This is a genomic window from Nitrospira sp., from assembly GCA_035968315.1.
Lineage (GTDB): Bacteria > Nitrospirota > Nitrospiria > Nitrospirales > Nitrospiraceae > Nitrospira_D.
The window spans coordinates 41863-67045 of record JAVYIN010000006.1 but is presented as its reverse complement, the minus strand read 5'-3'; the positions used below and the strand labels follow the sequence as shown (position 1 = coordinate 67045).

Annotated in this window: 20 protein-coding genes; 9 read left to right on the top strand and 11 right to left on the bottom strand. The window is 61.7% G+C overall.

The features are described 5' to 3' along the window. Positions 1-90 precede the first annotated feature (90 nt). On the top strand, positions 91-2793 hold the full coding sequence (locus RI101_09255) for a cation-translocating P-type ATPase (protein ID MEC4890230.1): 2703 nt from the start codon (positions 91-93) through the stop codon (positions 2791-2793). On the opposite strand, the gene RI101_09250 is transcribed toward RI101_09255, so the two are convergent. From RI101_09250 to RI101_09220, 7 genes are all read right to left on the bottom strand, one after another. After that, positions 2790-3803, bottom strand: coding sequence for a hypothetical protein (locus tag RI101_09250; GenBank protein ID MEC4890229.1), 1014 nt, complete (start codon positions 3801-3803; stop codon positions 2790-2792). The genes RI101_09255 and RI101_09250 overlap by 4 nt on opposite strands. Before the next feature lie 282 nt (positions 3804-4085). Beyond that, entirely contained in the window at positions 4086-5033 is a 948-nt protein-coding gene (locus tag RI101_09245) for a glutathione S-transferase family protein (protein MEC4890228.1), read from the bottom strand. 53 nt (positions 5034-5086) lie between these two features. Next, positions 5087-7612, bottom strand: a complete 2526-nt coding sequence (gene mgtA / locus RI101_09240) for a magnesium-translocating P-type ATPase (GenBank protein ID MEC4890227.1) — start codon at positions 7610-7612, stop codon at positions 5087-5089. 15 nt (positions 7613-7627) lie between these two features. Beyond that, complete coding sequence (locus RI101_09235) at positions 7628-8860, bottom strand: ABC transporter permease (GenBank protein MEC4890226.1); 1233 nt, start codon at positions 8858-8860, stop codon at positions 7628-7630. A gap of 129 nt (positions 8861-8989) precedes the next feature. Continuing rightward, positions 8990-10321: an efflux RND transporter periplasmic adaptor subunit gene (locus tag RI101_09230; GenBank protein MEC4890225.1), complete on the bottom strand. Its 1332-nt coding sequence runs from the start codon at positions 10319-10321 to the stop codon at positions 8990-8992. 2 nt (positions 10322-10323) lie between these two features. After that, on the bottom strand, positions 10324-13125 hold the full coding sequence (locus RI101_09225) for a cation-transporting P-type ATPase (protein ID MEC4890224.1): 2802 nt from the start codon (positions 13123-13125) through the stop codon (positions 10324-10326). Next, on the bottom strand, positions 13118-14023 hold the full coding sequence (locus tag RI101_09220) for a universal stress protein (GenBank protein MEC4890223.1): 906 nt from the start codon (positions 14021-14023) through the stop codon (positions 13118-13120). Before RI101_09220 ends, RI101_09225 begins: the two co-directional genes overlap by 8 nt. A gap of 323 nt (positions 14024-14346) precedes the next feature. Here RI101_09220 and RI101_09215 point away from each other — a divergent pair, with 323 nt between their 5' ends. From RI101_09215 to RI101_09190, 6 genes are all read left to right on the top strand, one after another. Then, positions 14347-14868: a hypothetical protein gene (locus RI101_09215; protein MEC4890222.1), complete on the top strand. Its 522-nt coding sequence runs from the start codon at positions 14347-14349 to the stop codon at positions 14866-14868. 60 nt (positions 14869-14928) lie between these two features. Then, positions 14929-15384: a CBS domain-containing protein gene (locus RI101_09210; protein ID MEC4890221.1), complete on the top strand. Its 456-nt coding sequence runs from the start codon at positions 14929-14931 to the stop codon at positions 15382-15384. 10 nt (positions 15385-15394) lie between these two features. Beyond that, positions 15395-15829, top strand: coding sequence for a CBS domain-containing protein (locus RI101_09205; protein ID MEC4890220.1), 435 nt, complete (start codon positions 15395-15397; stop codon positions 15827-15829). A 334-nt stretch (positions 15830-16163) separates the two neighbouring features. After that, positions 16164-16820 carry a L,D-transpeptidase gene (locus RI101_09200; protein ID MEC4890219.1) on the top strand — a complete coding sequence of 219 codons (657 nt, stop codon included), beginning with the start codon at positions 16164-16166 and terminating at the stop codon, positions 16818-16820. Between the two features lie 139 nt (positions 16821-16959). Beyond that, on the top strand, positions 16960-17349 hold the full coding sequence (locus tag RI101_09195; GenBank protein ID MEC4890218.1) for a response regulator: 390 nt from the start codon (positions 16960-16962) through the stop codon (positions 17347-17349). 238 nt (positions 17350-17587) lie between these two features. Further along, on the top strand, positions 17588-17986 hold the full coding sequence (locus tag RI101_09190) for a response regulator (GenBank protein MEC4890217.1): 399 nt from the start codon (positions 17588-17590) through the stop codon (positions 17984-17986). 21 nt (positions 17987-18007) lie between these two features. On the opposite strand, the gene RI101_09185 is transcribed toward RI101_09190, so the two are convergent. Both RI101_09185 and RI101_09180 read right to left on the bottom strand, forming a co-directional pair. Next, positions 18008-20431: an ATP-binding protein gene (locus RI101_09185; GenBank protein MEC4890216.1), complete on the bottom strand. Its 2424-nt coding sequence runs from the start codon at positions 20429-20431 to the stop codon at positions 18008-18010. Then, positions 20432-20986: an HPF/RaiA family ribosome-associated protein gene (locus RI101_09180; protein MEC4890215.1), complete on the bottom strand. Its 555-nt coding sequence runs from the start codon at positions 20984-20986 to the stop codon at positions 20432-20434. 355 nt (positions 20987-21341) lie between these two features. Here RI101_09180 and RI101_09175 point away from each other — a divergent pair, with 355 nt between their 5' ends. Beyond that, complete coding sequence (locus RI101_09175; protein MEC4890214.1) at positions 21342-22442, top strand: phosphotransferase; 1101 nt, start codon at positions 21342-21344, stop codon at positions 22440-22442. A gap of 80 nt (positions 22443-22522) precedes the next feature. After that, on the top strand, positions 22523-23056 hold the full coding sequence (locus tag RI101_09170; protein ID MEC4890213.1) for an adenylyl-sulfate kinase: 534 nt from the start codon (positions 22523-22525) through the stop codon (positions 23054-23056). 7 nt (positions 23057-23063) lie between these two features. Here RI101_09170 and RI101_09165 read toward each other — a convergent pair whose 3' ends face one another. Both RI101_09165 and RI101_09160 read right to left on the bottom strand, forming a co-directional pair. After that, positions 23064-23726, bottom strand: a complete 663-nt coding sequence (locus tag RI101_09165; GenBank protein MEC4890212.1) for a dienelactone hydrolase family protein — start codon at positions 23724-23726, stop codon at positions 23064-23066. After that, a complete protein-coding gene (locus RI101_09160) occupies positions 23723-25153 on the bottom strand; it encodes a pentapeptide repeat-containing protein (protein MEC4890211.1) in 1431 nt (476 codons plus the stop codon). Before RI101_09160 ends, RI101_09165 begins: the two co-directional genes overlap by 4 nt. Positions 25154-25183 lie beyond the last annotated feature (30 nt).

The window sequence follows — 25183 nt, the reverse complement described above, 5'->3', positions numbered from 1 at the left end:
CGCTCGGAGTCCGGCTTTTTAATATGGGGTGGTTGTGAGTATTATGCGGTCGCCATCGTGTATTTCCAGTAACGTGGAGGATGGAACAGTATGGGGTCTGAGCAGCACAGAGCGGATCAGCCTTGGCATAGTCTTGCGCCCGAGGCGATGGCCGGACAATTGGGTTCCGACCTAACGACCGGGCTCAGCCGGTCCGATGCGGCCACGCGGCTGGCGGGTTACGGACCCAATGAATTGCCGGAAGCCGCTCCCCTCTCTCTTGTCCGGCTCGCGCTGTCGCAGTTTTCCAGCTTGATCATCTGGGTGTTGATCGGCGCGGCTGTGCTTTCCGGCTTGCTCCAGGAATGGGTCGATGCGGGAGCGATTGCCGCCATCGTCATCCTGAATGCGCTGCTGGGATTCATGCAGGAATATAAGGCGGAACGCTCGCTGGCGGCGCTGAAGCGGCTGTCGATTGTCACCGCACGGGTGGTGCGGGAAGGGGTCGTGCATGTCTTGCCGGCGCAGGCCCTGGTTCCTGGCGATCTGATTCTTCTCGAAGCGGGCGACCGGGTGCCGGCGGATGCGCGGCTGCTCTCGGCGACACATCTGAGAGCGCAAGAAGCCAACCTGACCGGAGAGTCCACTCCGGTCGAGAAGTCGTCCGCTGTGCAACTGGTCGCGGATTTGCCGATTGCCGATCGCGTCAACATGGTCTTTCTCGGGACGAACGTGGCCGGAGGCAAGGGCCGCGCGCTGGTTGTGGCCACGGGGCTCCGAACAGAGCTCGGGCATATTGCGTCGATGCTGCAGCGAACGGAGCGCGAGCCCACTCCGCTGCAGCGGCGTCTGGCGCGGCTTGGGCATGTGCTGATTTATCTGGCGCTGGCCATTGTGACGCTGGTATTCGCGCTGGGCGTGCTCCGTGGCGAGCCGATGATGGGTATGTTTTTGACTGCGGTCAGCCTCGCCGTGGCCGCGATTCCCGAAGGCCTGCCGGCGATTGTGACCATCACGCTGGCTTTGGGTGTGACCCGCATGGTGGAACGGCATGCGTTGATCCGCCGGCTGCCGGCCGTCGAAACCCTGGGGGCGACGACGGTCATCTGTACCGACAAGACGGGGACGCTGACCAAGAATGAAATGACGGTGACCCGTTTGTATGGAGATGAGAGGACGATTACGGTGACGGGAGAGGGGTACGTCCCTGAAGGCGATTTCCTTGAGGGGGATAAGCCTTTGCCTGATCTCCCGCCGGGCCTTCAGGCCCTGCTTGAATCATCGGTGTTGTGCAACGGCGCGCTCTTGCAAGAACGGGAGGAGGGATGGTCGGTGCTGGGCGATCCAACGGAAGGGGCCCTGTTGGTCGCGGCGGCCAAAGGGCAGATCCAAAAACGTGAGTTAGAGGCCGGGCATCCGCAACTGGCCGAGATCCCGTTCGATTCTGATCGCAAGATGATGACGATGATCAGGCAGTCCGTTGACGGTCCTGTGGCGCATCTCAAAGGGGCACCGGATGTGCTTCTCGGCCGCTGTGATGGTGTGATGGCTGCCGATGGAACGATCCGGCCGCTGACGGAGGCGGATCGGCAGCGCATTATCTCGGCCAATGCCGGATTTGCCGCCGATGCGTTACGGGTGCTCGGAGTGGCGCGGCGCCGCCTTGGCGCGGAGCCATACGACGAGTCTCCCGGCCTCGTCGAGCAGAAACTGGTGTTCCTCGGGTTGATGGCGATGAAAGACCCGTTGCGGCCGGAGGCCAAGCGGGCGGTGCAACAGTGCCGCGAGGCGGGCATCCGGACGGTCATGATCACCGGCGATCACAAGGAGACGGCGCTCTCGATCGCCAGGGAGCTGGGTCTCTACGACGGCGGCGGATCGGCCCTGACGGGAGCGGAGGTGGATAATCTGACCGACGCGCAGCTGGCCCAGTTCGTCGAGCGCGTGACCGTGTTTTCCCGTGTCACGGCGGAGCATAAGTTGCGCATCGTGCGCGCCTGGAAGGCGCGCGGGGCGATTGTGGCCATGACGGGCGACGGCGTGAACGATGCGCCGGCCATCAAGACGGCCGATATCGGGGTGGCCATGGGCATGACGGGCACGGACGTGACCAAGGAAGCCGCCGATATGGTCGTGACCGACGATAACTTCGCGTCCATTGTGTCCGCTGTCGAGGAAGGGCGGACGATCTATGCCAATATTCTCAAGTCGGTGCATTTTCTCCTGTCCTGCAATCTGAGCGAGATCCTCGTGATGTTCGTCGCCACCGTCGCCGGATTTCCGCTGCCTCTCTTGCCGGTGCAGATTCTCTGGATCAATCTCGTTACCGACGGGCTGCCGGCGCTGGCCCTGGCGGTGGATCCCGCCGTGCCGGACGTGATGCGGCGGCGGCCGCTCGATCCGCAGGCGCCAGTGCTGGAGAAGGGGCGGCTATGGTTGATGGGCGTTCAAGGGGTACTGCTCGCGTCCGTCGCGGTGTGCGCCTTTGTCCTGAGCGTCTACGTGGAGGGGGCGTCCCTCGAAGAGGCCCGCACGCTCACTTTTGTCGTAATGGTGCTCGCGCAACTGTTTCACGCCTTTGCCTGCCGAAGCCGGACGCATTCGATCGTCAGGCTGGGGCTGTTCACCAACCGGCCACTGATTCTGGCGGTGATGGCATCAATCGGCTTGCAAGTGTTGCTCGTCCAGATGACGTGGACGGATGACATCTTTGATGTGGTTCCGCTCGATGGACGACATTGGATGCTGGCCGCCGGCCTGGCCCTTATCCCCTTGGTGCTCGGCGAAGCGCGGAAATTGATGGTGCGTCGCTAACGGCTGCTTAAGGACGGAAGGTCCATGGAGTGGGCGCTCCTGTCGAGCCTGTATCCATGGGCTTGGTTAGGTCGTCCCGGTTCATTCAGGAAATCCAGCCTGTCTGTGAGCGTGCCGATGTGTCCGGGCATCGCCTGCTGTTCAAACCGCTCGCGTTTGATCTCTTGGCCCGTTCGATTGCGGTAGATCAGCTCGTCCGTCTCCAGATCATATTCGGGAATCTCCGCACTCTCCCAACGCTGCTCAAAATAATGCGCGTAGAGCGTGTACAGACCGTGGTCCTTGCGATTGTGGCGCAGGACATACTCCGGCATGGTCTCGACGGCCAGATCGGCGTGGTAATGCTGCAGCCAGAGGTAATCGCCGAGGATCACCATTTTCATCAAGGGCTGGTCGGCATAGAGCTTCAGCTTGACGGCTTTCCCCATGGCTTTGAGCCGTTTGAGCAGCGCGATGCTTTGCCGGACTTCCTGCCTGAAAACAGCCAGGGTATATTCGGGATGATCGAGCGCCCGGATGCGCTGGCTGGCCTCGACGCTATACGGGTTGACCAGCAGAATCTGGGCGCCGAGACATTTATCGAGCACCGAGGCAAGGTCCCCGACATGATCGACAAACGTGCTGCACCCGCTGGATCCCATCACCTTGATGGTCCGGCCGGTGCCATGCTCTTCTTTCAGCTCTGCGACGCATTGCTGGGCGCGGCGTGCGCGGCGCGGGAAAAATGAGACCAGGCCGGCACCGGCCGCCACGGAGGCGAGCGCCCGGTCCCGGGTGCTGCGATGGATGTAGTTGAGGCCGGCGATGATCAGGACGGCCACGGTCATTTCCACAGCGATGAGCGACAGCTTGTCATGCTCCACATGGGACCAGAACGCCAGGAATTGCTTGGCGCCTGCCGGGAGCAGGAGGGCAATGCCCGCACTGAGGGCGACGACGATGATGTGATAGAGGCTTCCCGACGCATTGCGGAGGAAGGCTCGAACGGTTGACGAAAATGCATAGAACAAGGACACACCTCTTGAAATGGGTAGAACGATCCTCACGACTTGGTCGGGCTGGACGTGCGAGCGAGCGATGGGCGGTAATGCCTACGGGGTATGCTCAGCAGATGCAGGACGCTGCGTGCAGATACAACACGATCGCGTCAGACTCGGTCTCTACCGGGGAACTGCGGCCCCCGAACCGGAAGGTCTTACGCGATCTGGAGTCAATCTAACACGGATGGAGGAGGGACGCAAGGATTGTTGGATGTGCCGGTTTCAACGGAGCGGGAGCGGTGACGTGTCGGGCTATGACGAGAGGCGTTCGCGTCCGTGCGGTGCGGTCAGATCTTGATCGGGGCCGAGGGGCACGATGCGGGTAGGATTGATGTCGTCGTGCGTGACGTAGTAGTGGCGTTTGATGTGGTCGAAGTTCACGGTTTCGGCGATACCCTTGGTCTGGTACAAATCCTTGAGATAGCCGAAGAGGTTCGGGTAATCGATGATCCGCCGGAGGTTGCACTTGAAGTGGCCGTGATACACCGCATCGAACCGCACCAGCGTGACGAATAACCGCCAATCGCTTTCGACGAACTGTGCCCCAAATAAATAGCGACGGTCCTTGAGGCGTGCGTCCAGTTGATCGAGCGCATCGAAGAGGCGGCGGACGGCCCGCTCATAGACCTGCTGCGAAGTCGCGAAGCCTGCGCGATAGACCCCGTCGTTCACGTTCTCATACAGAAAGCCGTTCAGGTCGTCGATGTCCTTTCTGAGTGGCTCGGGATAGAGGTCCAGGCTGCTGTCCGTGAAGCGGTTGAAGGCGCTGTTCAACATTCGCATGAGATCGTCGTCGGAATTGGTGACCATGCGTGCGGTGACGGTGTCCCAGAGGACGGGGACCGTGACGCGCCCCTTATACTGCGGGTCGGTGGCGCTGTAGGCCTCGCTCAAGAACTGAAATCCGTTAATGGGATCGCGTGAATGCCCTGGCCCTTCGCGAAAGGCCCAGCCCCGCTCGTCACGGATCGGATCGACGGCGGTCATGCCGATCACAGATTCCAGCTTCTTGAGCTTGCGCACGATGATCGTTCGGTGAGCCCAGGGGCAGGCCCAGGACACATAAAGATGGTAGCGGCTTGAGGCGGCAGGAAAGCCGGAGCTGCCGTCGGCGGTGACCCAGTGACGAAACGCGTCCGGTTGCCTGGTAAAGGCGCCCTCGGTGTTTTGCTCGCCGGGAAATTGTGCCTGAATAGTCATCGGATCATCTCTTTCGCCCATACCTTACCATAGTGGCCACGGGTCTGTAGCGCCTATGCGTTGCGGATTCTGGCATAGAACCGGTGCTTGACGATCTCGGCGGTGAGGACATAGCCGGCCAGAATAGCGGCTAAGAGCAGCAGGAATGACGGTGGCATCGGAGTCAGCCCGAAGGCCGGCGCGATGGGAAGGAAGGGGAACAGCAAGGTGAGGACGGCGATGGCCAGCGTGGCCAGCATGAGCGGGCGGCCGGGGCGGCTGGCCAAGAAGGGCCGGCGGGTTCGAATGACGAGGACGATCGCTGAGGCGGAAATCACGGATTCGATGAACCAGCCGGTGCGAAATTGCTCGGGGGAGGCCTGGAGGATCCAGAGCAGCGCGCCGAACGTCAGATAATCGAAGACGGAACTGACCAGCCCAAAGGTCAGCATGAATCGCCGGATGAACGCGATGTCCCACCGGCGCGGCCGGTCGATGAGTTCATGATCGACGCGGTCGGTGGCGATCGTCATTTCGGGGATATCGGTGAGCACGTTCGTGAGCAGAATCTGCTTCGGCAGCAGGGGGAGAAACGGCAGGAAGAGGGAGGCGCCGGCCATGCTGAACATATTGCCGAAATTGGCGCTGGTGGCCATGAAGACATACTTCAGCGTGTTGGCGAAAGTGGTGCGCCCTTCGCGCACGCCTTGTGCCAGGACGGCCAGGTTCTTTTCCAGCAGCACGATGTCGGCGGCGTCCTTCGCCACATCGACGGCGCTGTCCACGGAGATGCCCACATCCGCCGCATGGAGCGCGGGCGCGTCGTTGATGCCATCGCCGATATAGCCCACCACGTTGCCGGAATGTTTCAGGGCGAGAATGATGCGATCTTTCTGATTGGGCTCCACCTCCGCAAATACATCGATGTCGTTGACCCGCTGCATGAGGGCCTCGTCGGTCATTTGGCGCAGCTCCTGGCCGGTCAAGAGCCGCCGATGGTCCAGTTGCACCTGTTCGCTGACGTGGGCGGCCACGAGGCGGTGATCGCCTGTGACGATCTTCAGGGAGACGCCCAGCTGACGGAGGGATGCGATGGTCGCCGCCATGTCCGGTTTGACTGGATCGGCGAAGACCATCAGTCCGATGAACGTCATCCGTATTTCCTCTTCCTTGCCGATGTGTGGCTGGTTCCCCATGTCCCGAACAGCGACGCCGAGCGTGCGAAGGCCCTGGCGGTTCAGATCCTGGAATTGCCGCTGGATATGCTCCCTCCAGGTCTCCATGGGAACCGTCGTACCGTCAGGCCGTTCTGCTTGCGTGCAGACGGCCAGCAATGGTTCCACCGCGCCCTTGGTAATGAGGAGATGGGTTGAGGGGGTGGCGGCGAGAATGGACAGGCGTTTGCGCAGGAAGTCGTAGGGCACTTCGTCCAGTTTTCGGTAGCTGGACAGATCGCAGGAACATTGTGTTCGGATCGCTTCATCAAGCGGATTGATGAAGCCGGTTTCGTAGGTGGCATTCACGCAAGCGTACTGCATGACGCGCGCGCTCTTTTGCCCGTCCAGATCGAGCGCCGCATGGAGACGCATCGTGCCTTCGGTGAGTGTGCCAGTTTTGTCGGAACAGAGCACGTTCATGCTGCCGAAGTTTTCAATAGAGGCAAGGCGTTTGACGATCACTTTCTGCCGGGCCATGCGTTTCGCCCCATGCGACAGGTTCACGCTGATGATGGCCGGCAGCAGCTGTGGGGTCAGGCCCACGGCGAGGGCCATGGAAAAGAGAAAGGAATCGAGCACCGGCCGGTTCAGATAGACGTTGATGGCGAAGATGGCAAGCACGAGCAGCAGCGTGACTTCGAGCAACAAATATCCGAAGCGCCGCACGCCCCGTTCGAACTCCGTTTCCGGAGGCCGGAGCATCACGTGCGCGGCGATACGGCCGAACTCTGTGTCCTTGCCCACATGCACGATGAGGGCTTTCGCATGGCCGCTGACCACATGGGTTCCCAGGAAGAGACTGTTCGTGCGCTGATTCAGAGGCGCTGCAGGGGACACCGGAGCCGCCGATTTCTCAGCCGGATAGGTTTCTCCGGTCAAGGCGGCTTCATCCACGAAGAGGTCCTTGGATTCGAGCACGATCCCGTCACCGGGGATGCTGGAGCCGGCGGACAGGTTGATCACATCGCCGGGAACGATGTCTTCGAGCGGCGCCTCGATGAGTTGCCCATCCCGCCAGACGTCCGTCTTGACCCGGACGAGGGCCAGCAACGAGGCCACCGCCTTGGCCGCGCCGTGTTCCTGCCAAAATCCCAGCAGGGCGCTGACGAGGATGATGGTCAGGATAATCAGGGCATCGGTGTGGCTGGCGAGGAAAAACGACACCGCTGCCGCAGACAAGAGCAGGAGGACAATCGGACTTCGAAATTGGGCCAGCAAGACCAGGAGAGGGCGAATGTCCTGGCGAGGCTTGAGGCGGATGGACACATAGCGCGCTCGGCGTTGCCGTGCCTCTTCAGTGCTGAGCCCGTCAGGATTTGTCTGCAGACGGCGGAGCAGCGCCTCCACCGGTGTGCTCCAGAATGGCGGTTCTTCGCCGGTCATGCGGCTGGTCCTCGACTATTCATAGCGCAGGGCCTCGATGGGATTGAGCTTGGAGGCCTTGTTGGCCGGATAGAGTCCGAAGAACACGCCGACAATGAGAGAGAAGAAAAAGGCGGCGGCCACCGCCTGTGGATTGATGATCGTCGGCCAGCCGATCATCTTCGTCAGCAGGCCCGCGATGCCGATGCCGGCCGCGACCCCCAGCGCGCCGCCGATAGCGGTCATGATGATCGCTTCGACCAGAAACTGGAGCAGGATATGCGCGCGTTTCGCGCCGACGGCCATGCGCAAGCCGATTTCCCTGGTCCGTTCGGTGACGGAGACGAGCAGAATATTCATGATGCCGATGCCGCCGACGATCAACGAGATCGAGGCGATGCCCATCAGCATCAACATCATCGTCCGGCTCGTGCCGGCCATCGTGTTGGCGATGTCTTCCATCGTGCGGATGGTGAAGTCGTCTTCGTCGGAGAGCTGGAGATGATGCTTGGTTCGCAAGAGGTCTTTGATGTCCTCCACCACGATCGGAATGTCCTGGCGCGTCTGCGCCGCCACCAGGATAATCCCAACTGTTCCGAGGAACCGCGTTCCAAACACTTTGCGCTCCGCGGTTGAGAAGGGGAGCACGACGAAGTCATCCTGATCCTGGCCCGTGATGGACTGGCCCTTCGAGGCCAGCACCCCGATCACCCGGAGCGGGACATTCCGGATCCGGATTTGGCTGCCGACGGCTTCTTCGCCCGGCTCGAATAGGTTTTGGACGACGGTTTTTCCAAGGACCACGACTTTGGCGGCGGAGTCCAGATCCGACTGGGTAAAGAAGTTGCCTTGTGCGATGGGCCAGTTCCGGATATCGGGAAAGACCGGAGTCGTCCCCAGCACGATCGTGTTCCAGTTCTTGTTTTCCCGGATGATTTGCAGGACCGAGCGGGTGGCGTACATGACCGTGGTCACGCTTCCGACTTTTTTCTCAATCTCGTCCGCGTCATCGACCGTCAGGGTCGAAATGGAGCCGAGCCCGCCGCGGATGCCTCCGACGGTGGTGGCGCCGGGAACAATGATCAGCACATTGGTGCCGAGGCTCGAGATTTCAGCCTGGACCGAGGCGGTCGCCCCTTGGCCGAGACTGACCATCGCCACGACCGCGCCGATGCCGATGATGATGCCGAGCATCGTCAATCCGGCCCGCAAGGGATTGCGGCGGAGGATGCGGAGGGCGGAGAGGATGGTGAGCCACAGAAAAGACATGATTGGTCTGTCTGGTCTCCGGTCTGTTTCGTCTATTCAGTCCATCTGGTCGATTCAGTCTTTCGTCGCCCCTGACAGACCAGAGAGACTAAATAGACCAGACGGACCAGCGAGGCGGCCCTTGGCCGCTTATCTCATTCCCCGCCCCGGTTCAAATCCCGGAGGCAGCTTCTTTTGCGCCTGTTCTTCCGCTGTGTCGATGCCGACGACGACACGGTCGCCTTCCTTCACAGGCCCTTCAAGGATTTCCGTGAAGAGGGAGTCGGCGATGCCGGTCGCGACCGGCGCCTGCCTCGGCGGCGCGGCGCTGTCCAGTACCCAGAGTTGGGTGATTTTTCGGTCAATGGGGACATTCGGCATGCGGAACCGCAGGGCTCCGTTCGGCACGCGCAGAGGATCCTCTTTCTTGGCGGTCACGATCGTGACGTTGGCCGTCATGCCGGGTTTGAGCTTCAGCTCCCGGTTGTCCACCGTAATCACGACGTCATAGGTGACGACGTTCTGGATGCTGACGGGCGCGTTCCGCACTTGGGTGACCGTGCCATCAAAGGATTGCTTGGGATAGGCGTCCACGCGGAAGTGTGCCGTCTTGCCTTCGGCCACGCCGCCGATATCGGCCTCGCTGACGTTGGCATCGACCTGCATCCGGGTCAGGTCTTGGGCGATGACAAACAGTGTCGGGGTTTGGAAGCTCGCCGCGACGGTCTGTCCGGCATCCACGTTGCGGGAGACCACAATGCCGTTCACCGGCGACACAATCGTCGTATAGCCGAGATCCAGTTCAGCCGAAGCCAGCGTCGCTTGAGCTTGGTCCAGTTGCGCCTGTGCCATCTCCACCTGCGCGGCGGCATCGCGGTAGTTGGTGTCGGCGAGATCGAGGTCCGCCTGGGAGACAAAGGCCTGCGGCCGGAGCGCGGCCATGCGGTCGCGCTCCCGCTTGCGTTGTGCCGCCATGTTCTTGGCCTTGGCCAGGTTCCCCGTGGCGCTTTTCACGGCGGCGCGGGCTTGGCTGGCCCGGGCTTGGAACGGTTGCTGGTCGATCTGGGCCAAGACCTGTCCTTGTGTGACGACCGAATTGAAATCCGCAAAGAGCTTCGCGATCTTGCCCGACACTTGGCTGCCGACCAGCACGGACACGACAGGATTGACCGTGCCGGTGGCGGTGACGATGGCGGTGATGGGACCCCGGTCCACCAGCGCCGTCTTGTACTGAATGGGCGCGGTGCCGCCGTTCCACCAGTACCAGCCGCCCCATCCGGCAATGGCCAGGAGGATCGCGCCTCCGATGAGCCAGGGCCGGCGAGACCGCGCCGGGCGCGCAGCGATGGGAATGATCGTGGGAGGGAGTCTGTGCTCAGGTGATGGGCCGGAATCATGATGCACCACAGGCGAGGCCGGATGGTGGGGGACAACCTCTGTCACGGGCACATGACGGACTGGCTCCTCTGGAGTAGTGGACATCGTCAGGCTTCTCCTTGCGCAGGACCGGAGGCCGGCTTATTCACGAACCGGCTGACGACCATTTTACGACCTTCCTCGGCCAATAACAGCAACAGGGCACCGAGCGCGAGCGGTCCAAGAATCCACAGAGGCAAGGGGCTGGTGCCAAAGATCTCATTGCCAATCGGGGTATAGGCGATGAGTCCCAGGATGGTGAGTTCCGTGAGAATGCCCCACAGGATGAACGGATTGGTCAACCATCCGAGCCGGGCCACGGAGAGCCGATCGGATCGGCAGGCAAAGACGTTGGCGACCTGCGCCAGAACGATGCCGGCAAACGTCACGGTTGTCGCCTCTTTATACAATGGAGAGGCCCAATCTAGCGGGGCTCCCCAGGTCCATCCGTTGGCGAACAGATAGAGAAAGAATCCGCCCATTGCCAGCACAGCTGAATTCAAGCCGAGGAAGAAATAGGTTCTCATGAGGAGCCGCCCGGTGAGCAACCGTTCAGTCCGTGGGCGTGGGGGAACATTCATAATGCCAGGCTGCGGGGGATCGGCCCCGAGCGCGATGGCCGGCACCATATCGGTTCCGAGGTCAACCGCGAGCACTTGCGGGATCGTGAGCGCCAACGGCAGGCCAAAAAATCCGTACCCCAGATAGGGGACGACTTCAGGCACATTACTCACGAGCACATAGGTGGCGAATTTGCGGATGTTTTCGTAGACCGTGCGCCCTTCTTCAATGGCATTCACGATGGTGGCGAAATTGTCGTCCAGCAGAATGATGTCCGCGGTTTCTTTGGCCACGTCCGTGCCGGCGATGCCCATGGCCACGCCGATATTGGCTTTCTTGAGGGCGGGCGCATCATTCACCCCGTCTCCGGTGACGGCGACGACTTCGCCCATGTCTTTCAGCGCCGAGACCACACGCAATTTGTGCCGGGGGGCCATGCGGGCGAACACCGGGTCTAGTTCTCCGGATCGAGACGGGGTCAGCATTTGGCGGAGATGGTCGTCGCTCATCTTGTCGAGCTGTGCGCCCTCGATGACCGGGACGAAGCCGGTCGGCTGCTGTGCGGCCTGGTCCGGCATGAGGCCGATCTTGCGGGCAATGGCCAGCGCTGTGAGCGGGTGATCGCCGGTAATCATGATGACACGGATGCCGGCTCGCCGGCAGATGGCGATGGCATCCGGGACTTCCCGGTGGGGCGGGTCCATCATGGCCACGAGTCCGAGGAATGTCAGCCCCTCTTCGATCGTGTCCACTTCGATCTGCTCAGGCTGGTGGGCGACATCGCGCATGGCCACGGCGAGGACGCGATAGGCCTGCTCCGCAAACGACCGGCTCTGGCTCAGAATGCGCGCGCGCTCATCGGGCGTCATCGGCACGGCCGTTCCATGAATCAGGGCGTGGGTGCAGAGGCCCAGCACCGATTCCGGAGCGCCTTTGGTGAAGGCGACCAGCCGGCCTTCGGACCAGTGCAGGGTGCTCATGCGTTTGCGGTCCGCATCGAAGGCGAGCTCGCCCATGCGGCGCAAGGGCGGCCGGTGGGCCAGCCCATGCTCGACGGCAAATTCCAAGAGCGCGACTTCCGTTGGATCGCCGGTGACGACGAATCGCCCATCGGACCGACGGACCCGCTTGGCGTTGTGGCAATGCAGGAGCGCGTCGAAGAAGGATTGCCACTGCTCGGCGTCGGTGGTGCTGACCATGCGGCCTCTGGTGAAGAAACAGCCTTCTCGCGATTCGATCACAAGCCCGTCGGCATAAAATCGATCCACCTTCATCCGGTTTTCCGTGAGCGTGCCGGTTTTGTCCGTGCAAATCACCGTGGTGCAGCCCAGGGTTTCGACGGAGGATAAATGTTTGATTAAGGCGTTGCGCTTGGCCATGCGCTGGCTGCTCATGGCGAGGGAGAGGGTGACCGTGGGCAGAAGGCCTTCGGGTACATTGGCGACGATGATGCCGATGCCGAAGATGGCGCTGATCCAGAAGCCGAGGCCCGTCCATAGCCCGATCCCGAAAAATGTCGCTCCCATTGCCAGCGAAATGGCGGCGACGATGCGGGTGACCTTGATGATCTCTTTCTGGAGTGGACTGAGGCTCGTCTCGACGGTGGTGGTGAGATGGGCGATCTTGCCGAATTCCGAACGCATCCCGGTGGCGAAGACCACCGCGCGGCCGTGCCCGGAGAGGATGGTGGTGCCGGCGAAGACCAGGTTCGGGAGTTCGAGCCAGTGCCCATCCTCCGCGGATTCGGCGGTCCGGCGTTTCGGTTTCGACTCTCCGGTCAGGGCGGCGTTGTCCACGCGCATGCCTGTCGCCTCAATGAGCCGCGCGTCAGCCGGCACCCGTTCGCCTTCTTCCAAGATGAGCAAGTCGCCGGGCACGATCTCATTTCGTGACACTTCCACGGATTGCCCGCCTCTCGCCACCCAGGCTTTGTCCGGCAGCAGGCGGCGGAGCGCCTGAACGGCGTGCTCCGCTTTGTACTCCTGCAAGAAGGCGAACACAGCGTTGATGATGATGACGCCGAGGATGGCCCAGCCCAGCGTGGCCATGCCCTCGTGCGGCCGCATCATATCGGCCGCAAAAGAAAGGCCGGCGGCGATCCAGAGCAGGACGGCGAGGAAGTGGGTGAAATGGCCGGCGAGGCCGCGGAGGAGCGAGTAGCGGTCCGGTTCGAGCAGGACGTTCCGTCCGTAGTGAGCCAGCCGCTGGCGAGCTTCGTCAGGAGAGAGACCGCCGGTGCCGGTTTCCAGGCGGCGTAACACGTCCTCGGCCGGGAGCCGGTTGATGTCGAGATACCGGAAATCAGGCACGCGTTCCTCTCACGATCAGGACCGAGCAGGGCGCATGGCGCAGCAGGCTCTCGGAGACGCTTCCGAGGTGGAGCCGCTCGCTCTTGGTCAACTCGCGCGACCCGATGACCAGCAGATCATCATGGTGGGCCTCCACCTGTTTCACGATGGTGTCGATTACGTGGTTCATCCGGACGGCGGCCGTCACGGCAATCCCCTCTTTGAGGAAATCCTCCCGCAGCGCGTTGACCAGCGTGAGGGCACGGTCCATTCCCGGTTTCGTCAACGCAGCCAGTTGCGAGTCGGATACGTATTGCGCGGCCAAGTCGCTCACCGGACTCTCCACCGACGAGAGAATGGTGACGGTGGCAGTTTCGGGGAGAATGTGTGTCCGCAGGAAGCGCGCGGCGGTGCGGGAATGTTTTGAGTGATCGACGGCGAGCGTGACCCGTCCGAATGTCGGCGTGGGCCGTTTTACGACCAGAATCGGACAGGGCGCGATCGCAGCCACCTGCCGGGAGGTGCTTCCCAGCAAAAAGCCCCGGATGTCGCTCAGTCCCCGCGACCCCATGAGGATGAGGTCTGCTTTCACCCGCCGCGCCTGCCGCACAATGGTCGACGCCAGCCCGCCGTGGGCGAGGATACGCTGAAACTTGGTGCGGGGGGCGGTGGCGGCCTGTCCGAGCGCGACACGAGCCGCGCGCTCTGCTTCGCGGAGGAGGAGGCCTCCGGCTTTTTCCATCGCCGCCAGGGCCCGCCGTTCTGCCACCGGATTGTTTCCCTTGTCGGTTCGAAGAGACACCGTATCCACGGCATGGAGGAGCGTGACCGCCTGGGGTTTCCGGCTGGCGAGTGCTTCAAGAGCCTGCACGCCCCACTCCGAGTATTCCGACCCGTCTACCGCACAGAGAATTCGCATGGCCGATGCCTCCCCTTTCAGTGGATGATCACACGCTAGCAGGTATCGAATCTGCATTGGGTATGCCTGTGATCTCTGGAAGACATTGCGGGAGATTCCCTCTGTTTTAAGGGGCATAGCGGACGGGCGCGGTCCGATTGCTTGTGAGGTGCGGCGTTTTGCAGCAGCGGGGAATTTGTGACTGTGGTGATTAGCGTCAGTCTTTCACGGGTCTATTGCGGTCGAGGTGCCAGGCCTGTTGTTGTTCGAGAAAATACGAAGAAATCTGAGCGCGCGCCTATGGCACCTACCTTGCGAGATCATTTGAAGAAGGAGGAGCAGATATGAAGAAGGCCATCTTGTGTGCTCTGGTGCTTGCCGTGGGTGTGGGTGGAGATCTGAGCCTAGCGGATGGAGGACCTACCATTCGTATGAGTGAGTCGGGCGAAGCCATCGAGTTGACCTATCAGGTCGATGGCAAGGTGCTGCAGCACACAATTCCTCTGTATCGAGCAGGGGCTGTTCGCTATTTTAGCGCCGGTGTTGGCCTAGAAGAACGGGCGGCCCACTATCCGCCGTTTCCGTTGAAGCTGGTATTTACGGCGGGGGGGAAGCCCTTTCTCGCCGGCGTGTCGGTCACGATTCAGCCGGTCAAAGGGGGAGCGGCGGTGACGATCCCTGAGGAACAGGTCGCGGGACCGTGGCTCTTTGTCGATCTGGCCCCAGGGCAGTATGATGTGACCGCCGCGTATGGCGGCAGTCAACAAGTGCTCATGGGCCTCACGGTCGAGGCGAGAAAACAAAAGACCGTCTATGTGCGGTGGAAGGAAGATCGCGGGCTGGGCAGGACATTGCCGGGGGAGTGAGTGCGGAGCGCCGGGGCCAGGGGATCATCGATGGGATTGAGATGAAGGAGGGGTGGGGGTATGCCGACAAAGAAACCGACGGGACGCACGAAGACCAAAAAGGCCACGGACTATGGCCCCATGACCGTCAAGCAGGTGATGGAAAAACGAGTCCAGTTTGCCCATCTGGAAACGAAGGGCGATGTGATGGCGTCGCTCATGATCGAAGGGTTCGGCGCCGTGCCGGTGATCGATAAGCAACGCACGCTGATCGGAATTGTCAGCGAGCATGACCTGTTGGCGGCGATGGACGACGGCCGTCTCCTGGGCGAACTCACGGCCGGGGACGTGATGACGGCCAACCCCTATTCCGTTCGTCCGGAAACGACGCTGGCGACGCTGGTGCATGTCTTGCGGGCGAGCGATCTGGTGCGGGTCCCGGTGGTGGATGCCAAGGACCGGCTGGTGGGGATTATCGCCCGGCGCGATATTTTGCGAATGTATGTAGGGGGCAGTGCCACCCGTAGAAAAAAGTGAGGGAGCGGCCATGCGACAAACAGAATATTTCTTGGCCCCGTGCGATCCCAAGACCCTGACCGTCGGGCAGTTGATGCAGGACGCGGTGACGCGCATCACGCCGCGCACCGATGCGTCGACGATGGCCCATTTAATGACCCATCGCAATTTCGGCAGCCTGCCGGTGGTGGACGAGGAGGGGACCCTTGTTGGTATTGTCAGCGAATACGACCTGCTCCAGGCCATGATCGAGGGGCGGGACTTGCGGAAGATCCTGGCCACGGAAATCATGTCGGCTCATCCCGTGACCGTGACGGAAGATCAAACTCTCGTCCAAGTGGCCGATCTCTTCCAGGATCGCTATCTCACGCGTGTACCAGTGGTGCGGAACAGCAAGCTGGTGGGCGTTCTCGCCCGGCGGGATCTGCTGTTTGGGTATACGAAAGCGTTGCAGCATTGGTCCTAGCCGGCTGCTGAACATGACCGTCAGCGGCGTTCTCGCCTCGAAAGCATCCTCAACGTACCCGAGAGGGTACGCCTCCGGTGCTTTCTTCGGCTGCGGCCTTGCTGGCGATCATGTTGACCAGCCGTGGAAGGCCGGTTTCTTTTGCATTCTCAGGTTTGCACTGAATCTATCTGGCCGCGTGTTCCTGTGGAGGAGTATTGTCACGACTCTGGCTCTGATCGCAGGGCTATTCGGTTCTCCCGAGATCGCTCAAGCGGAACCTCTTAAGAAGCATCCAGGCCCGTGCGCCCTCGTCTATCCGAGCGATTCGACAGTCGAGTGGGACTGCCGGACCTTGCGGCCGGGTGAAACCCTGGAAAGTCTGTTTGGCGATCGTTGGAACGATGTGGCCCGGTTCAACCGGATCGACCGGCGGCACGCGCGCGCCGGCGTGGCGCTCAAAATCCCCAGGCGGATCGAGGAGGTGGCCGCGTTTACCCCGCTGCCGGTACTCTATTCCGCCGCGGAGCAGGACGAGCAGTTCGTGCTGATCGACCTCACGGAACAGTTTCTCGGCGCCTATGAGTATGGCGCGCTGCGATTTGCCCTCCCCATCGCATCCGGCAACGGGCACAATGAAACCCCGGCCGGCATATTTCGCCTGACGGCGGCACGCCGGACCCATCAATCCAATCGCTATACGATCGAGGGCACGGATCGGCCCTACCCGATGCACCACGCACTCCGGTTTTACATCAACCGGGAAGGGGTGTCCTACTGGATTCACGGGCGGGATCTGCCTGGCTATCCCGCCTCGCACGGCTGCATCGGGCTCTACGATGAACCGATGCAGCAGGAGCAGTATGGGGTTCCGAAAGATCCGGAGCTGAACGATGCGAGACGGTTGTACGAGTGGGTGCTTGGCGGTGAGGCCGAGGCCGCCGAGGCGGTCATGCTTCCGCGGGGGCCGGTGGTCCACATCACAGGCGCAGCGCCGGCGAGCGAGCCGTAGAACCCGTGTGATGACGGGCAGCCGGATGAGCGAGGACAGGGGCTGGAGAGACCTACCGTGGAAGGCGGTATGGCTGCGACGATTGATTCCCGCCATTTGGCTCTGGGCGCCCATTTCGGCTCCTGGCATACTGTGTGCCATGGAAGAGGGGGCCTGTCATACGGTGCTCGTGATCGATGATGACGCGCACACGCGGGCGCTGTTCCAGGCGACCCTCGAAGAGGCTGGGTACCGGGTTTTGGTTGCCGGAGGCGGGCTAGAGGGCGTGGAACTATTCCAGGCTCAGGCGGTGGATCTCGTTGTGGTCGACATCTTTATGCCGGAGATGGATGGGCTGGAGCTGATCCGGCGTCTGCGTGCCTCCCATGCGGCCTGCAAGATCATGGCAATGTCCGGCGGTGTCGGGGAGTGGGATTATCTTGAAGTCGCGAAGCGGCTGGGCGCCAATCAGACGCTCAGGAAACCGTGCTCTTCCCGCGAGTTGCTGGAAGCCGTCCGTGGCCAGTTGATCGCGGCGCAGAAGGAGTGATCCGGCTCTTTGCATTTCGTCCACGCTCTCGTCTCATGTTTTCTCCACGCATTGGTCTTCTCCCTGTGGTTCTGGTTCCGGCATTCCGCTTGTCCGGCAGGCGATCCCTGCGCGGGCGTGGCCTTGTCCATGACGGTTGACAGGCCATCGTTCCCTGGTAGGGATTCGCGGCTAGGGCTATTAATCCGGGTCAATCGGCTCTTTCCGTGCTGCGTCGATACTAGTCATACTACGTAACATGACTGAGACGGCTCCTCGCACTCTGCTCGTGATCGACGATGAAGCGCAAATTCGGATGCTCTTCCGGACCGCACTGGAAGCCGTTGGGTATCATGTCCTGACGGCCGAGCATGGGCAGCATGCCCTGAATCTCTTGCTGCATCATGCGGTGGATTTGATTCTCGTGGACGTCTATATGCCTGGCATGGACGGCTTGGAATTGATTCCTCGTCTGCGCGCGTCCCAGCCTGCCAGCAAGATCATCGCGATGTCCGGCGGAACAGGCGAGTGGGACGCGCTCGATGTCGCCACGGACCTCGGGGCCGACCAGACGCTCAGAAAACCATTCAGCCCGCGGGAATTGCTCGACGCGATCAGTGCGCAATTGACGGCGAATAAAATAGATGGACGGTTCTAGGATTTGGGCGCCGTGCCGGTTTCATGGCTCGGTGATGATATGCCCGCCGGTCCGTTCTTCTCCTTCCCCCCATTCGGCAACCGCCTGCGCCATCTCGGCGAGCCGTTGAGCGGCACGGCCGAAGACCGTATCGAGCGGATATTCCCCGTCGATGGCGCGTTCGCCGGCCGGGACGCCGGTGAGCAGTTCCAGGGCCTCTTCCACGGTATTCACCGCATAGACCGCAAAGTGCCCGGACTCCACCGCCTCCACCACATCGCGGCGAATGGCCAGGTGCTTCGTGTTGCGGGCTGGGATGATCACGCCCTGCTTGCCCGTGAGGCCGCGCCGCGAGCAGGACTCGAAGAACCCTTCAATCTTTTCGTTTACGCCGCCGATGGGCTGCACTTCGCCCAATTGATTGACGGAACCGGTGACGGCCAGCCATTGGCGGATTGGCAGGTCGGCCAGGCTCGACAGAATCGCCGTGAGCTCAGCGACGGCCGCGCTGTCTCCTTCGATCTCAGAGTAGGTTTGCTCGAAGGTAAGCGAGGCGCTCATGGCGAAAGGATGCAGCCCGGCAAACTTGCCGGCCAGATAGCCGGCCAGGGTCATGACCCCTTTGCTGTGGATGTGGCCGGCCAATTCGGCTTCCCGCTGAATGTCGATGACGCCTTTGGTGCCCACATAGGTGCGGGCCGTGATGCGGGTGGGCCGTCCAAACGCGTAGTCGCCGAGTTGGTGGACGGAGAGTCCGTTCACCTGGCCGACGACCTCGCCGTCGAGCGCGACCATCAGGGTGCCTTCTTTGATGTCATCCTGGATCCAGTGCTCAGCCAGATTGGAGCGGTGGCGTTTGTGCGTGACCGCGGCGTCGACGTCCCCCCGGGTCACAAACGAATGGTTTTCTTTTCTGGCCCAGTAGCCGGCTTCGCGGATGAGATCGCTGACCAGGCTGAACCGCAGCGACAGCCGGTCGTGCCGGTCGGCGAACCGGAATCCTTGCCGGATGACTTCCGCGACGGCATCCGCGCCGAAGTGCGGCAGCCCCTCTTCACGGCAGATCTTGGCGATGAACCGGGCATATTGCCTGTCCTGCCGCTCGCTGCGGACCACTTCGGTGTCGAAATCCGCCTTCACCTTGAAGAGCTTGCCGAAGTCTTCTTCATAGGCCTGGAGCAGGTGGTAGACCATCGGAGGGCCGACCATGATGACTTTCACATTGACGGGGATCGGCTCGGGTCTGAGCCCCGCGGTCGAGAAGCCATAGAACTCGCCGGGGTCTTCAATCTTGACTTCACCGGTCTTGATCACCCGCTTCAAGGCGTCCCAGGAGAACGGCTGGCGGAGCGCATCCATGGCGTTCACGATCAAGTAGCCGCCGTTCGCCATGAGGACCGCGCCCGCGCGAATCTCGGTAAAGTCGGTATACATGACGCCCAGGTGCGCCCGCCGTTCGATTTTGCCGATCAAGTTGGTATAGGTCGGATGCGATTCGTCGATGACCGGCGCGCCCCCCATCGGATCGTGCTCGACAATGAGGTTGACGAGATAGCGCGTCATGTCGGGCCGGCGGGGTTCCAAGCCGGGAAGGGGGAGATGCGGTCCTTCCTGCGGGAGGAAGTCTTTGTAGTGGTGGACGATGTCCTGCTGCACCCGCTCTAAATACGCGGCGGCGGCCGCCAGATCCTGGTAGGTCCGCCGCAACGTTTCGTAGCGGCCTTCCAAGACATTGGTCACGACCTGGCGGTCGAGGTGGCGCTGCTGGTGCTCGGCCTCTTTATCCAGCGCATGGATGCGGACGTGAAATTCGCGGATTTCGCCTTCGAGCACCTTGCGCCGCTCCGTCAGCTCCTGCTGCTCCTGGTCGGTCATCGCCTCCATTTCCTCGTCCGTCATGGGATGGCCCGCTTTGAGCGGGACAATGCCGAAGCCGACCGGAGTTTCCTCAAAGACGAACCCCTGTTTCTGGCTCAGGTCCGTCAATTCGCGAAAGTGCGCTTTCTTCTTCGATTCGATCTCGTCGTGCAGCTTGGCTTTGGCATCGAGGTATTTCTTGCTGTCAAACGCCAGCGGAATATCCCGCCGCAGTCCGTCGATGAATGCGGCCATTTCCCGCTTGAACGAGGCGCCTTGCCCGGCCGGCAGTGCGAGGCAGGAGGGGCGCGAGGGATCTTGGAAATTGTTCACATAGCACCAGTCGGAAGGAGCCGGCGCGCCCTGCGCCATGCGTTTCACCATTTGGCGAACGAGCGTGCCTTTACCGGTGCCTGTAGGGCCAGACACATAGAGGTTGAATCCGGGGCTCTTCATGTGCAGGCCGAATTCCAGGGCTTCGACTGCCCGTTCCTGCCCAATGATTTCGGTGAGGGGCTCCAACTCGCCCGTGTCCTCGAAACCGAAGTGGCCGGGATCGATCAGGGGAGAGAGCATCGATACCGGCACTTTGAATTTGTCCGTGGTCATTTATTGGCCTTTGGCTGCCATGGGAGGTGGAAGGGTGACGACGGTGGCTTGCGGGCCTTTTTTGCCTTGCTCAAGGTTGAAGACGACTTCCATCCCGTCCTCCAGCTGCTCGAAGGTCAGGCCTTGCAGCGCATGCTCATGAAAGTACACTTCTCCGCCTCCGTCTTGGAGGATGAAGCCGTAGCCCTCTTGCAGGAAGAGCTTGCAGATCACCCCGCGTTCGGGAGGGATGGGCTCTGTGCGTATCTCGGTGTGGGCTTGTTTCTCACGAGACTTGCGGAGTTCGATCGCGACGGCTTGGAAGGCGGCCCTGATCGCTTCTTCGAAGGTCTTGTCTTCCTTACGGGCCGTCAACGTCTGGCGGCCTGGAAGGGTTACGAGCACGAGCGCTTCGGCCACGTTGTCGAGTTTCTTGTGATGGCGGTTTTTCGTGAGCGTGACGCGCCCATGGGTCAGATCGTCGTGGTTGCGTTGCAGGTCTGCCATGCGGGCTTCGATTTCGGTCTTCCATCGCGGGGTCATTTCGATATTGCGGCTTTCGATTTTGAGATCCATCTGGTTCCTCCTATCTGGCCACGAGTTTCTTCCACGCCCTAAGATCAGCAAGCGATGTGCCTGCCATAGCGGAAGGCGAGAGGCGCGAGGCAAGGGGCTTGGGGCGTGAAGATTCTGACCTCTTGCCACTGGCCCAGTGCCTCTTGCCTGCGGCTCAGTGACGCATTTCGCCCCAGAGATCTTTCGGTGACTGAAGCTCAATGCGCCAGTCGTACAGGGGCACGGGGGGTGGGGCTAGAGGCGAGAGGTACGGAGAAGGCAAATTCTAGAAGAATTTCTTTCCCCCCTCTCGCCCCTCGCCTCGTGCTCCTCGCCTGGCCTGCCTAGGAACATGACTTGCGTGCAAAGATCTAACATGCCGGCGTTGAAGAGACGGTCCCTTGAGCGGTACCTCCAGACCCGTTTCGGCCCTGAGGTCGCGCTGGTGTCCTGCGAGGTGATCGGCAAGGCCAGCTCGAAGGGGGCCCAGAAACAATATGGCTATGGGACGCCAGTTAAGGTCACGTTCCGTGTCGGACCCCGCTTGCAGTCGGCGGTGCTTGAGACGATGAAGCCCGGGCCCTTCGGGCATGAGCACATGGCTGATCGCGCGCAGGCCATGTTGTGGGATTACGAGTCCTATGGCCGGCTTCCCCGCCATGTGAAGGCCCTCGACGTGGGCGCGTTCACCGGCCGGCACGAATTGCTCTCGGTGGCAGGGGCGCGGGAGTTTTTCGTCCTGAACCAATGGACGGAGGGCGCGAGTTATCATCTCGATCTTGAACGGCTTGCCAAGGGCAGGGCGCTGCGCAAGCTGGATCGGGAGCGCACCGTGGCACTTGCGCAGTATCTCGCCCAGATCCATGCGCGCAAGAAGCGGGATGCCGATCTGTATCGCCGCCGTCTCCGTGAGTTGCTCGGTCACGGCGAATGCATCATGGGCTTGACCGACAGTTACCCCAAGCGATTCGGCTTTATCACGGAAGACGTGTTGCGGTCGGTCGAGGAATCCTGCAACCGCTGGCGTTGGCGTCTGCGTGGGAAGGCTCGCCGATTGTCGCAGGTGCATGGCGATTTCCATCCCTGGAACGTGCTCTTTCAAAAGGGCGTGAACTTTGCGGTGCTCGATCGCTCGCGCGGAGAGTGGGGCGAGCCGGCCGACGATGTGACGTCGATGACCGTGAACTATCTCTTTTACTCGCTCTGCCGCTGGGGGAAGATGCAGGGGCCGTTTGAGGTGCTCTTTCGCTTGTTCTGGGATACGTATGAGGAGGCGAGCAAGGACGAAGAGATCACCGCCTGCGCCGCGCCATTTTTCGCGTTTCGCGGCTTGGTGCTGGCCAGCCCCGTCTGGTATCCGAAATTGCCGATCCAGGTTCGCCGTACGATCTTTACATTCATGGACAACGTGCTGGCAGCCCCGCGGTTCGACCCGTCGAAGGTGAATGAGTATTGTGCCGCATCGCGGCAGGTGTGAGGCAAGAGGCACGTGGCGAGCGTGAAATTAACGATATCCCTAGCCCCTAGCCGCGCACCTCTAGCCAGGCGGGTCATGAAATGACACGACATCAGCCGTTTGCCATCTGGCTCACCGGCCTGCCCGCGTCGGGCAAGAGCAGCATCGTGCGTGAATTGCGGCCGAGGCTGGAAGCGCTCGGATTATCGGTGGAGGTGTTGGAGTCGGATGACGTGCGGCGCGTGCTGACGCCGACGGCCACCTATTCGGAAGCGGAGCGGGATCTCTTCTATCGCGCCATGGCCTTCATGGGGGCGAAGCTCGTGGCCCATGGCGTGACGGTCATCTTCGATGCGACGGCCACCAGACGGGCCTATCGCGATTTCGGCCGCAGCATGATCCAGCGGTTTGTCGAGGTGGCCGTCGTCTGTCCGCTCGAAACCTGCATGCAGCGCGACTACAAAGGCACCTACCAGCGCGGGCAGCGCGGAGAATCCCTCACCGTCCCAGGGTTGCAAGAACCCTACGAAGTCCCCCTCCATCCCGACCTCACCATCGATACGACGAAGGTCCCGGCGAATGAAGCCGCGGAGATGATCTTGAAGATGGTGCAGGGGAAGTTTTTGAGTAGGTGAGACGTCGCTATCTCGCCGTTGCCCCTTCTCGTGGAAGATACCGCCCAAACCATTTCTCCGCATGTTCCGCCACTTGCTCCAGCGTGCCGGGCTCTTCGAAGAGGTGCGTCGCGCCGGAGACGATGATGAGCTTCTTTTCGCAGGTGAGCAGTTCGTAGGCGGATTGGTTCATCTCAATCACCGGTTCGTCCCAACCGCCGACAATGAGGAGCGTCGGCGCGGTGACTGCTGCGAGATAGGGTTCGGCCAAGTCGGGCCGTCCGCCTCGGGAGACCACGGCGTGGATGTTCGAGGGATCTCTCGCCGCGGCTTGCAGCGCCGCGCCGGCTCCGGTGCTGGCCCCGAAGTAGCCGATCCCCAGGTCCTTCGTGCGAGCCTCTTCTGCCAGCCAGGCTTTGGCCAGCAACAACCGGTCGGCCAGCAGATCGATATCGAAGACTTTGCTCCGATCGTCCGCTTCGTCCGGCGTCAGTAAGTCGAGCAGCAGGGTGGCGAGGCCGTGCCGCTGGAGATGGCGGGCGACGAAGTTGTTGCGCGGGCTGAACCGGCCGCTGCCGCTCCCGTGCGCAAACACGACCACGCCGTGCGGATGGTCTGGAAGCCCGAGTACTCCCTCAAGAGAGACCCGGCCTCGCAGGATCCGTACGGCATGTTCGTGTGGAGCGGTCATCGCGTGCTTTCTTTCTTAAGAGTGGTGCAGGGAGCCGGACGGCTCAATTCCTGCGGCAAGAGGGTCTGTTCATCGACACAGGCGCGGTCGAGTTGGGCCTGTGTCAGTCCGGTCACGGAGGTCAGTGTTGCGCCCCGCAAGTTTGCGCGATACAGGTCTGCGGCCTCCAGCCTGGCGCCGGTTAGATCGGCTCCGGCCAGCGCCGCATCCTGGAGGCTGGCGTCCTGGAGATTGGCGTGCGCCAGATTGGCGCGGGTGAAATTCGAGCCGCTCAGATTCGCGGCGACGAAATTGGCCGATTCCAGATTGGCGTCGCTGAATTGCGCCTGCCGGAGGGACGCTTTCGGCGCATAGACTTCAGAGAGATCGGCTTGCGAGAAGTTGGGGCGTGATCCCCGTGCTCCGATCAAGACCGCCCGGTACAAGTGCGCGTCACGGAAGTCGGCTCCATCGAGGTGGGCGTGATAGAGAATGGCCATCCGGAGCTTGGCCGACTGTAGATTGGTGTTGACCAGCCGTGCCCCTTCCATGTTGGCCCCTTCCAAATCGGCTTGCTGCACACTCGCTTTCTGTAGGTTGGTGTAGCGCATATCCGCTCCGCGCAGGATGGCTTCTCGCAGATTCGCCTCGCGCAAATTCGCTTCATCCAGGTAGGCGCTTTCCAGGTCGGCTTCGATCAGGCGAGCCTGGTCGAGCCGCGCACTGTCGAGCAAGGCGCCTTGGAGATTGGCCTGGGTCATGTTGGCGTTGGTGAGGATGGTGCGGCGCAGATCGGCTCCCATCAGATCGGTTCCCACGAGGGTCGCGCGCTGCAGGGTGGCGCCATAGAAATAACTGTCCACGAAGTTGGCGTCGGTTAGATCGGCGGAGGAGAGGTCGGCGCCTTCGAAATGGGCGCGCTCGAACGTGGACTCTGCCATGCGGGCGCCGGCCAAGGTGGCGTCGTAGAGCGCGGCTTCGTCGCCGATTGCACGGAGCAGGGTTGCTCCGGACAACCGGGCATGCCGGAGGTCGGCCCCGGAGAGATTGCCGTCTTCCAAAATGGCGCCGGTCAGATCGGCTCCGGCCAGACTGGCCTGGCTCAGGTTGCTCTGAGAGAGTTTGGCTTGCCGGAGATTCGCCCCTTCGAGCTGGGCTCGCTCCAGATCGGCCCCGGTCAATGCCGCCTGGTGCAGGCCGGCTTGGCAGAGGTCGGCGCGGTGATAGTCTTGGTTGTTTCGTTGCTCCAGCCATTGCCCATGTGATCCGAGGAGCGCGCGCAAGGTCTTGGCCGGAACGGGTTTGTGCTTATATGGACTGCTGCAAGGTCCCGCATGGGTGGCGGCCGGATGGGTTTGTCCGGCGTGAGTAATGCCGCCGGAGCCGATGGTCAGCCCGAGAATCAGCAGGGTCTGGAGGATAGCCGCACGTGAACTGGCTTGCGTCATCTGGTGTCTCCTTGAGAAGTGAAATTCATC